Origin of the sequence: Hominisplanchenecus sp. (assembly GCF_046967715.1) — a bacterium.
In the GTDB taxonomy this organism is placed as follows: domain Bacteria; phylum Bacillota; class Clostridia; order Lachnospirales; family Lachnospiraceae; genus Hominisplanchenecus; species Hominisplanchenecus faecis.
This window is the reverse complement of sequence record NZ_JBKVNQ010000033.1, coordinates 1-10,587: the sequence shown is the minus strand read 5'-3', so window position 1 is coordinate 10,587 and position 10,587 is coordinate 1. Positions and strand designations below refer to the sequence as shown.

Here is a 10,587-nt window from a genome sequence, read left to right as displayed (position 1 = left end):
TCTTTTTATGCATTCGTTTCGCGTGAAACATCATGGAACATGCAACCACAATAAATGCAGTCAGTCCGGAAAACAGCAGCATCGTCTGGATCGGATGCATCCGTACATAGCCTCGCAGCGATGTTTTATACAAGTGCATATTTCCTTCTTCCAGAAATGTTGTTTTCTGCAGATCCGACAGGCTGTAAATATAGTCATTCACAAGCCTTATAAACTGCAGATTGCTTTCTCTTGCGATCGCAATACAGATATTCTGTGCACTTCCCGAGATCAGGCCGGTAACCAGTGTGCTGTAAGTATCATACATATAATATTCCAGGGCTGAACGGTCTCCGACTGCATAATCTGCTCTTCCGTTTGTGACCGCTTCCATGCACTGTACGATATTATCACATTTTATCACTTCCTGAAATTCCGTTGTATCTACCAGGCTTTCCATTCCTTTTTCAATCGCAACCGTTTTGTGGCTGCTGTTCTCCGAACGATGCAGATAAGCCAGATTGGACTCCATAATAGACTTGCTTCGCACAAATCCAAGACGTGCACAGTATTCTGAATCAAAAGAAAGACCGATCATCAGGTCATAAGATTCTTCTTTTAATTTCTGTTCAACCTCATCGCGGCTCTGGCAGAATGTATAATTGATCGAAACTCCGGTCTCTTCTGCAAAACTATTCAGGATTTCCACCATCATTCCTGCCGGTTTTCCCTCTTTCTGATAAACATAAGGAGCATCTCGCTCCACACACAGCACTTCCAGCGTATCCATCGATTTCAGATAGTCTTTCTGCTGCTGTGTCGGTGCGAAAACATATCTTGTATTGCGGAAATATTTATCAAACAGTACATCCGGAAGGCTCGGCTGCACCTGCTTGATGATGCTGATCGCCTCATCCACTTCTTTCAGCAGATCCTCGTCCTCAGATGCAAAATAATACGGCCTTGGTGCAAATCTCTCTATAATCCTGGTTCCGGAAATCGGATCAAGAGAAACATTTGAGATCACTTCCTGATTTCTTGTTTTTGCCTGTTCCCACAGTCCTACTTTCAGCGGCACAACAGAAGCAGCGTTATCCTCACGCAGATTTCCGGTTTCCAGTGCACAGAGAGCGTTGTATAAACCGTGCCGTAATCCTGTTCCGGAAAATTATAAATCTCTTCTGTATATTCATTCTTTAGGAGCGGTCCCAGCAGATCCACCTTGCCGGCTTCCAGATCATTTAATACATTTCGATTATACTCCCTTTAAAGCAAAAAAGCCATTTTTTCAACAAAACGCAGCAACAAAGGCAAAAAAAGAATCCCCGTCAATGACGAGGATATCTTCAATGCTTGTATTCAGCAATCTGCTCAGGATCACGAAGTTGTCCAGGCTTGGAAGCGACTTGCCCGACAGCCATTTGTATACCGCCTGCGGCGTTTCAAATCCCATCGCCCCCTGGATATCTTTTACCTTGTATCCGTGATCCTGCAACAGCTGTTTGATTCTTTTTCCGGTTTCTTCCTGCTTAATCGACAAACAAATTGGATTCATACACTGTCTCCTTTTCAGACATCCGGCATCTGCCCGCTATTTTCCAATACTTTTTCTCAGGATCCGATACACGATCCCCAGCTCTGCCAGATACAAAAGATTATTTTCCAGAGTTCCTGTAAAAAACGGAAGGTTATTTCCCCAGAAATAATTTCCATCCGGAAATGCCATTTCTGCCACAAAATAGGTTCCTGCGAGAGCAAAATGTACAAAAGCGGTAATGGAAATCACTTCATCACAGACATTACCTTTTTTATTTGCATATCTCCATGCTCTCCAGATAAACCAGATAATACTCAGGACTGCTGCCACAACCAGACAGTATCCGATCAGTCCGAATTTTTCCCAGATCAGGATATTCGGCAGTGAACCACGCTCTGCCATCCACTTCAGGAAATAGCTTCCGTTTGCTTTGTTGTATTTCAGGATTGCCAGTTCATGATGGAAGCTGCACACAAATCCTGCCGTGGCAAAGAGCACCGCCCGGACTTTCCGTACCAGAGGAGCCGTATAAACGGTTAATGCAAACACGGTCACTGTTATACACACAACTCTTACAATAAATCCGGAAAAAAGATAGGAAAACATCATTACCAGGACTGTAGTTCCGGAAATGATGCACGGAAAATGTTTCACGTGAAACTCTTCATCCTGTTTTATTGCATTCTTTTTTTTCATTCTTCTCGCTCTTCTTCCGGTTAAACTTTTTTCCCTCTCTTTCTCTTCCCTTTCTTTTCGAAACAGTGCCCGGTTTCTTCTTTCAAATGCCGCCAGTAAAAATGCTGTTAGAAGCATCAACACAAGTTCAACCGTGCTTTCTGCACTGTGGTCATTCAGAAACAGGTTTCTCAGTGTTGCCTCGAATTCTTTTTCGATCATCGGTTTTCTCTGGAAAAGATGTACCACAGAAAAAACAAGATATAACGGCAATGCATACCTGAAAAAAATACGGTAACCGACGATCCCAATGATCAGTGCCACAACCAGACCGGCGATCACGGATATCATCCACCAGACTTCTTTCCCATCAAAAATCTCATTGTCATATCTCCAGAATGTAGCATAACCGATCATGGTCAAAGTTGCAAGACATAACAGTAAATCCTGTCTTCTCCATACTCTTTTGCAGAACTGTTCTGTTTTTCTGTAAACCCATACAAAAAACCATTTAATGATCAGAAAAATTTTCTTTATACTATTTATCACGACTCTTACCTTTCTGTTCATCGAAAACAGGTTCCTCTCTGAAGAACATTCCTTTGTGCAGATGCAAATTCTTATAACCGTTTGCGAACATATCGTATTCTGCTGTTCCGATCAATGTCTCCAGCATTGCAGCCGCTCCTCTGGCTCCCATATCGTGTTCTTCCATACGATCCAGAATCTCCTCCACAAGATCCTCATCGTAAGTCAACGTTTTTCCGTTCCTTTTGAACCACTTCTGTTTCTTACCAAATACTCCATGTTCCTTATCCACCAGAATCTGACGCAGCTGAGCTCTTGACAGCCGGTCCATATGTACAATGTAAGGCACCCTTCCGAGAAACTGCTTTGAAACACCGATCTCTTCCAGTTCTTCCCGAAGATCATATCCGGTCATGCTGTTCTCTTTCTCCTTTGCGGATGCATTTACTGCAAAACCAATACCGTGTTCTTCCCGCTTTTTCTTTCTGCTGTTTTCAAGCTCCTCAAAAGCACCTGCCATGATGAACAGGATTTTACTGGTATCGACACTTCCATAGTTCTGGGTTCCGGCAATCGCAGTCAGCAGCTGAGCTGTCACAATGGCATTGCAGTCTTCACCATTACTGTCTGTGTTTGACATACCGATGATCTTATCCATTTCGTCAAGAAAAATAATTCCCAGCGGCATCTGTAAGCCATTCTCACCTTTCTTCATCTTTTGTCTTGCCATTCTTTCATATTTTGAGAAAACATTGGAAATGTCATCCCCGCTGAAGCCATTCGGTGTCATATCAGAGGCACAATAATTAAAAAAGCACAGATCTTTCAATTCCGGCATTTCCTCAAGCAGCTGAAACATAAAGGTCTTTCCGGAACCGGTAGGTCCTTCCAGAAGGATCGGATTTCGATCCTTTCCTTCACTAATAACAAATTTATGCACGCTCATTGCCACGATCTTTTTAGCCTCTTCCTGACCACGCATACCACTGCTGTCAAAATGTTCTTTCACTTTCACTGCCAGTGGAATATTGTCTGCCGGACTCTCTTTTAAGCTTTTTTTCCTTTCAGAAAGCTCAATAAGCTTATCTTTTCTGGCTTTGTTCACTGCTCTCCAGGCCATTTCGGTACGTCTTTTGTATTCCGGCCTCTGCAATGGTCTTTCCTGCATATTAAAAATGCAGTACATCGTCATTGCAATACAAAGCAGTTCATCACAGCATTCTCTTAGACGTTTTTCATACAATGTATCGATCATGTCAATTACCTGTGGATTCAATCCTTCACACTCTTTCAAATGCTGGAACTTTCCGTTTTCGATCAGTTTTTTTACTTCCTGCAAGTAACGACAGGTTGTTTTGTCTGCCTCATCCAGAAAGCTCATATACCGAAAAAGCAGTACTGCCACCTCATCTGAAATGGCAGTTCTCGCAAAGAACTCCGCCGGCATTTTATCTGCAAGTGATGCTCTTCCGCTTTCATAAGCTTCCTTGTACTGTTTCCGGAATTCTTCCCCTGACACCTTAAAAATCTTTTCTGACATATGACTTCCCACCTTTCCGTTTCTACCCTGTTCGTGTTATTCTTTTCAGTGACTTCCCGGAGCTGCGTCATCAGAAAGCCACCGATCTGAAAGAAAATATGTTTTATTCTCTTTCCATCTTCTATTATAATTTATAAATAACATTTCGAAAAAAGGGGGAGTTTTCTAGGCGTTTTTCTGTTATTTTGTTTTCTGCAAGTGTATCACAAAATCTGTTATTTTAAAATCATAACTTCCTTTTTTCTTTTTCTCATATACCGCACTTGTCGAAAAATACCTCGACTTTGACACCGCCGGAAGTCTGACGCTCCTCCCCGCCGCCGGGACATAACCCAGCTTATCCATGATAAACTTGGCGATCCTTCCGACATTCTGGCGAGACAGTGCATTTGGATCATTTTTCGTTGCTGTCACCGGGAAACTGGAATTTTCATCAAATTTCTCTTCCAGCTCCCGTGCAATTAAGGTAAGCACCGGCAGTCCCATGTCCGATGCAAGTTTCATTCTGTAGATCATATCCGCCCGGAACATATAATCCGCAATCTGATCTACTCCGGTCTTTTCTCCGTTTTTATCGAGCATGTGTGTTTTGAATAAAAATTCATCTTTCATTTCCATATGCAGCCTTCTTTCATTTGATTTTTTCATCTGATCCGTTTTACTTCACATATACATCCAGTTGATTTAATCAATATATCATATATGCTTAATAAATTCAAGTATATGCCTGTTCCCGTGAAACAAAAGATCCTCAAAAATCAACTGACTGGGGAGGCGTTGCAAATGTAACGGTCAGCGGCAACGCATAAACTTTGGCTCAAAAGGAGCCTGAAGCAAATAGCTTCAGGCTCCTTTTTATACACATTTTACCCTTGCAAGTATATCCCATTGCCCTGCATGCGGCAGGGATTCCCTTTAAATTTCACTGAGATTATTTTGTTGTTTTTCTTCTGATCCAGGCTCCAAGCAGAATCATCCATGCTCCGAGAAATGCCAGGATATTTCCGAAAACATTCGCACTGTCCGCCGTATTTGCGGCCTTTACGGTGCTGCCCGCAGTTGTCGCTGAAGTTCCGGCAGCAGTGGTTGTGATACCTGACTTCTGAGTGCTATTTCCATTGTTGTTCTGGTTGTTATTACTGTTGTTGTTATTCTTGTTGCTATCTTTATTATTATCTTTGTTATTATTTTTGTTATCGTTTTTATTATTGTTATTATTCTTATTGTTATTGTTTTTGTTATTGTCTTTGTTGCCGTTCTGATCGGTATCATCTTTCTTTGTGTTATCATCCGTTTCCGGTTCCTGATTATTTCCGCCGTTGTTTCCTCCCCCATTATCAGGCTTATCTGTCTCCTGATATACCAACGCATAATCAGCATAATCTTCTGCTTCAAAGGTAATGGTTTTTGCTTTTGCATCATAAGTGCCGTTTAATGCTTCCACATTTCCATTCTTGCTGCACAGAATAAAATAAGTACGGTCTTTCTTACTGTTCTGATTCTGAAGACTTTCCGGAATCTGTAGGGTAAGCTTTATTTTACCGTTCTGCAAAATCACAGTTCCCTGATCTGTCGTACCGTTTTCGGTCATATACTTTTTCAGACTGAGTTTAAAGCAGGTTCCCGGTGTATAACCTTTTTCTGCTGCTTTTTTCTGTATCTGCGTTCTGGATTCTTCACCAAGCGAAGATTCATTCTGAATGTGAAGCAGCAGTTCCATCGATGCCCCGTTTGCTGTCCGTGTCAGCTCATCTGCTGTAATATCACCGGCATCCACCAGTTTCTCAATGAATTCTGCCTCGCTTGTTACAAGTGCTGCTTGTGCTGTGTCCTTGTCCTGTTCAATCTTCACAGAAAAAGTACCATGCCCTATCTGTACTTTACCGTCTTTATCTTTTGTGATCTGGCTCATTTTCACCGGTGCAACTACATAAGTCCATTCTCTGCTTCCGGTGAAATTTGTTCCTTCTTTTGCTGTGATCGTCATCGTATAGACACCGGCTTCTGCTGCCTGATTTCCGCTCACTTCATAATCATCCTTTGGAACTTCCAGATTTCCTGCCGTCACTTTTGAGATTTCCTGTTTCTGCTGCTGTCCGGTATATTTCAATGCATCTGCCAGTTTTACATCTGCATCTGCGATTGATTTTGCCGCAATCTTGATATGCAGAACTTCCAAACCGATCAGATCATTATGATTGCTGTCACCTGCGATTTTATAAGATACATCATAGGTTCCTGCATGTACTGCGGACGGGATTTTTTCTGTCCACTCGCCATCGCCCAGTTTGTAGAGCAAAGTGCCACTCTTTGCAGAACCGGCCGTGATCAGTTCCTGTTCTTTTCCGTCATACACCAGATCTGTTTTTGCCTGCGGCATGCCAGTCAGTTCAAAATCTGCTTTCCGAATGACAAAAGTAACGGTTGTCTCTGCCGGAAGCTTATAATTTGCATTATCAATCGCAGCTGCCTGGGCTGTATAAGTGCCTGCCTCCGTCTGTCCTCCGGTTACTGTAATATTACAGGTATCACCTTCTGCCAGACCTTTTGCGGCTGCTATCGGTAATTTTTCCGTTCCATCATAAATAACTTCGGTATTCGTCCATTCTATTCCGATTTCTTTCTGAGAAACATTTACATCAAAATGTTGTTCTTCTGTCTCTCCGTGTCCTTCTCCTCTTACCGCTTTATAATATACTGTATATGTTCCGGCATTAACGGCAATCGGCACTTCCTCTTTCCATTCACCGTCATTTACCTTGTACATGATCTTGCCTTCCAGAGTTTCTCCTGGTGCTGCCAGTTTCTGTGCTTTTCCGTTATATTTCAAACCAGTTATGGCAGTCGGTGCAGTCACCGCAGCATGGTCCACCGTTAACTCATATTCTGCACTTGCGACCTTATAAAGATCTGTCTGTGCGGCATGGATGAGGATTTTGACCTTTCCAGGCTTCTTTGCGGTAATTTCTCCCGTTGCAGCATCTACGGATGCAATATCCGGATCACTGCTTTCATAGGAAACCGTACCCTGTGCCTGCACCGGGCGTGCAGCAAGCTTCTCTGTGCAATACGCACTACGTGCACTGCAGTCTGTCGTGATCGTCTGTTCCATACGCTCTACGGCCGGATAACGCAATGTAAACGTAAAGGTTTCACCGTCTGCACTAAGTCCCTGTCCGTCTTTTACCAAAATCTCTGCATCCTTATTCAGGTTTGTATCCGAATCCGTGTCCGGATAGGTGTCCAGATCTTTCCAGGAATACACTTTGATATCCTGTGCACGGAAAGTCTCATCAAAATGTTTGCTCTCGACGCCCGTTCCGTCGCTGCTCCAGACCTTCAACGTGATCGTCAGTTCCGGTACATCACCGGCTGCCCATTTTGATCCTGCCGCATGACTGTATCCGCTCCATACTGCTGTTTTTACAGAACAGTCCTCATTTCGCATTGTTGCATAAGAATCTTCTACTGCCTCACCGATAAACGGCTCATTGGCAATCAGCAGTTTTCCGCCGGATGTCACACGCTGCGTAATGGTAATATATGTGCCATTGTACTGTTTTGAAACTTTCATCTGGAACTTATCATTCTGAGTGTCTGCCAGTTTAAGTTTTGACAGAATCGTATCTTTATTATTCTCGCTGATTTCCAGTACTTTCTTTCCTTTTACCAGCTCGGTCTGTATCGTGATCGGATTGGTGATTGTCGCTGTTCCATCAATGCGGCTGATCCTGTTTTTCTCCGGAATCAGGATATTTTTACCGTCAGCAATGAATTTTTCTGTCTGAAATTTGCCAGAAAATGTAACATTTTTAAATTCCAGATTCTGTGATGCTGTCAGTCTCCCGCTTAAGTTGGAATCTTCCACCTGAACATTCGCAATATTCTGATCGGTAGACTGAATACTTCCGCTGCTGTTTTTTATGGTCAGTGTTTCGTTTGTCCCGTATCCCGCTGCCGTCAGATTTGAAAGATTCACAGAATCCAGTGTCACACGAAGATTATCGGCATTCAGAGCCAATGTCGGTGCAAACGAATACTGTTTAGCATCCTCACTTTTTATCGTCACATTTTTATCGATCACCGTATAACTGCTGTAATCACCGAGCAGTACGATCGTTCCGTTTTCTGTGAGATTGTTCATTGCACCGGTTATGGTTTTCATGGAAGTTTCTTTTGTATCACCCAGATTGTTGTTATTTCCATTTGCAGGATCTACATAAATGACATCATACTGCTTTTTCTGAACAGTTCCCCTGGCATCCAAACTGCCCGGATAACTGTTGGTACTGGTCCGCATAATATATGGTTTTTTCGGGGACACCGTCAGTTTCAATGTTCCGGATTTCGTCAGCATCGGACTGGACGCACCATTATAAATATCATAACTTCCATTGTTCCATTTATAAGTAAATGCTTTGGAAAGGTCTACGCCATCTATGATATTGGTGAAAATCGGTGTGATCGTATCTCCTGTCTGCATAGAATCCGGCAGACTGACTGTCGGTGTTACAGACAAATCCTTCAGAAGATTGATCCGATAGCCTGTGCCGGTAATCATAGCATCCTGTACGGCTCCATAGCTGATATAAGTTTGTTCTGTTGTCTGAGAAAACGTTCCGCTTCCTTTTACCGATGCTGTAAAGAAACATTCGCCCCTTGCAGACGTTACCTGAATGTCACCCTGATTGGTGATCGTACCGGCTACCACCGCTTTTGACATAAAATCAAATGGGCTGATCTGGAAAACCGCTCCGTTCTCAATCAGCATGTCCGTTATACGGAACGTATCCTGATAAGCACTCCATTTGAAAACAGCCCCATTCTTAATGACAATCTTCTTATCTGTTTCCACTTCATATGTATAAGTAAAACTTCCTTCAATGTTGATTGTCTGAACTGCATCATTTTTCAGAGCTGCCCTCAGCTCATTTTGCGTCGTAACGCTTATCTCCGCTGCATTTTGCAGTGCAATACCCTGTTTCTTATTTGCAGAAGCTGCTGCCTTGTTTTTCGCTTTCTGCTTTGCTGCTTCGTTTTTCTTCTGTGTTTCTGTTTCTTTTTGTATTTTAGTTTCTTTTTGTACTTCTGTTACTTTTTGTGTTTCAGTTCCTTTGCTTACTGTTTCTTTCTTCGTTTCTGAAATTTCAGATTCCTTATTTTTCTGTGTGCCTGAAGTTTCGGATGCTTTGTTTTTGTCTGTATTTGCTGTTTCAGGTTCTTTAATTTTTCCTGTCTCTGCTGCTGCAGTTTCTTTCGTCTGTTTTGTTTCTGTTGTCTCGGATTCCTTATTTTTCTTCGTCTCTGTTGTCTCAGATTCTTTTGCTTTCTTTATTTCCGTCTCTTTACTTTTCTCTGATTTTACTGTTTCGGATTCTTTCTCTTTTTTTGCTCCCGGTATTTCTGTTTCTTTCGTTTTCTCTGTATTTACCGCTTCAGATTCTTTGCTCTTCTTTGTCTCTGTCTTTTCCGATTCTTTGCTTTTATTTGCTATATGGTTTGCTGTTTCGGTTACTGCTGCCTTTGTCAACATCGGTGTCGGTGTTGTTCCAAGCAACAGACACGCCGTAACTCCCATACTCATTATTTTCAACATTCGTTTTTTCATACTTTTTCGCCCCTTTGCCAGCTTATCGTAAAATCTGCATTTTCTGACTTTATTATAGCATACATGATTTTTATATAGAACTAGCCAAACGGTTAGTATTTCAGTATAAAATACCAGTATTGATGATAACGTTCACGGCGGATATACTTACCGGTCTCTTTATCCTTTTCATCCTCATCCAGGTCTTTGACTGCACTGACTGTCAGATAACCATCTTTCAGCTCTGCCCTAACTTCCTCTTTCTTGAATCCCGACAGATCGATTTCCAGTTCTTTTCTCCAAAAATACCAGGCATCAACATAAGTCATTTCTCCATAAAATCATGAATGTAATGTGTAACCAACGAAGAATAATTTTCATCATTTATTTTGAGAACACTGCATCATTTCTGGAAAGAAGGTATACACAATACTGGTTCATGAATTTCTACCCCTTCTTCTAATGCTGCTTCAAGCCATGTTTTTTTTGCATCCAGTGCATTTGCTACTGCACTCTCCACTGTTTCACCACAAGTAATGCAACCAGGCAAATCTGGATAAGAAACTACAAATCCGCCTTCATCTTTGTCTTCCACAATTTCCATACGATAGGACATTGCCATATAATCATTCAGCGTCTTCATCATTCTTCGCCTCACTTTCTACAATCTGCCTTACCATTTCTACATATACTTTCTACTACAATATATTTATGGTTAATATCCCTTACAGCCAGTAAGGA

General features: G+C 42.1%; 7 protein-coding genes and 2 pseudogenes. All 9 read right to left on the bottom strand.

All coding sequences use genetic code 11. The annotated features are described in order from the left end of the window. On the bottom strand, window positions 1-1,057 hold a 1,057-nt coding region (locus ACLTL4_RS06490; RefSeq protein ID WP_412320342.1), incomplete at its 3' end, for a transporter substrate-binding domain-containing protein. Continuing rightward, window positions 1,048-1,200: a hypothetical protein gene (locus ACLTL4_RS06485; RefSeq protein WP_173866794.1), complete on the bottom strand. Its 153-nt coding sequence runs from the start codon at window positions 1,198-1,200 to the stop codon at window positions 1,048-1,050. The genes ACLTL4_RS06490 and ACLTL4_RS06485, both read right to left, overlap by 10 nt. Window positions 1,201-1,267: 67 nt before the next feature. Beyond that, on the bottom strand, window positions 1,268-1,534 hold the full coding sequence (locus ACLTL4_RS06480) for a helix-turn-helix domain-containing protein (protein WP_412290578.1): 267 nt from the start codon (window positions 1,532-1,534) through the stop codon (window positions 1,268-1,270). Window positions 1,535-1,570: 36 nt separating this feature from the next. Further along, on the bottom strand, window positions 1,571-2,761 hold the full coding sequence (locus ACLTL4_RS06475; RefSeq protein ID WP_412290580.1) for a hypothetical protein: 1,191 nt from the start codon (window positions 2,759-2,761) through the stop codon (window positions 1,571-1,573). Further along, complete coding sequence (locus tag ACLTL4_RS06470) at window positions 2,730-4,259, bottom strand: AAA family ATPase (protein WP_412290582.1); 1,530 nt, start codon at window positions 4,257-4,259, stop codon at window positions 2,730-2,732. Before ACLTL4_RS06470 ends, ACLTL4_RS06475 begins: the two co-directional genes overlap by 32 nt. A gap of 180 nt (window positions 4,260-4,439) precedes the next feature. Beyond that, a complete protein-coding gene (locus ACLTL4_RS06465; RefSeq protein ID WP_173866790.1) occupies window positions 4,440-4,877 on the bottom strand; it encodes a hypothetical protein in 438 nt (145 codons plus the stop codon). Window positions 4,878-5,190: 313 nt separating this feature from the next. After that, window positions 5,191-9,867 (bottom strand): gLUG domain protein, encoded by a 4,677-nt coding sequence (locus tag ACLTL4_RS06460; RefSeq protein ID WP_022118165.1) that lies wholly within the window; start codon window positions 9,865-9,867, stop codon window positions 5,191-5,193. Window positions 9,868-9,992: 125 nt separating this feature from the next. Continuing rightward, a pseudogene (locus tag ACLTL4_RS06455) lies at window positions 9,993-10,139 on the bottom strand (Hsp20 family protein); the annotation flags it as partial. A gap of 91 nt (window positions 10,140-10,230) precedes the next feature. Beyond that, window positions 10,231-10,489: pseudogene (locus ACLTL4_RS06450) on the bottom strand (type II toxin-antitoxin system HicB family antitoxin). Window positions 10,490-10,587 lie beyond the last annotated feature (98 nt).